Source organism: Streptomyces millisiae (assembly GCF_031845425.1).
Taxonomy (GTDB): Bacteria; Actinomycetota; Actinomycetes; order Streptomycetales; family Streptomycetaceae; genus Streptomyces; species Streptomyces millisiae.
This window is the reverse complement of sequence record NZ_JAVREM010000176.1, coordinates 1-678: the sequence shown is the minus strand read 5'-3', so window position 1 is coordinate 678 and position 678 is coordinate 1. Positions and strand designations below refer to the sequence as shown.

General features: G+C 64.7%; 1 protein-coding gene. It reads left to right on the top strand.

The features are described 5' to 3' along the window. Positions 1-25: 25 nt before the first annotated feature. Positions 26-678, top strand: a 653-nt coding sequence (locus RNC47_RS36080) for an SDR family NAD(P)-dependent oxidoreductase (RefSeq protein ID WP_311605079.1), incomplete at its 3' end; no start/stop codon positions are given.

The window sequence follows — 678 nt, the reverse complement described above, 5'->3', positions numbered from 1 at the left end:
CCTCGCCAAGTACGGACCCTGGGCTGTGATCGCCGGCGGGTCCGAGGGTGTGGGCGCCGAGTTCGCCCGCCAACTGGCCGTAGCCGGATTCAATCTGGTGCTCATCGCCCGCAAGCCCGGTCCGTTGACCGACACCGCTGATCAGTGCCGTGAGCTGGGCGTCGAGGTGCGCGCGATCTCGGTGGATCTGCTGGATCAGCAGTCGGTTTCGCGGATCGCCGAGGACACCACCGATCTCGAGGTGGGTCTGCTGATCTACAACGCCGGCGCGAGCACGTGCAACGAGTTGTTCCTCGACACCGACCTGAGCGAGTTCCAGAAGGTCACCGACCTCAACGTGACCCGGATGCTTGAGATGGTGCAGCACTACGGGCGCTCGATGGCAGACCGCGGTCGTGGCGGCATCGTGATCGTCGGCTCACTCTCGGGTTACATGGGTGCGTGGCGGCACTCCATCTATGCCGGTGCCAAGGCGTTCTCGAGGATGTTCGCCGAAAGCCTGTGGCTGGAACTGCGTGAACGCAATGTCGACGTCCTCGAACTGGTACTGGGTGTGACACGCACTCCGGCGATGGAGCGGGTCGGATTGAACTTCGATGCTCCCGGGATCCTGGTCAACGAGCCGGCGGAGGTGGCTGCCGAGGGGCTGGCCCACTTGGCCGACGGACCGGTATGGGT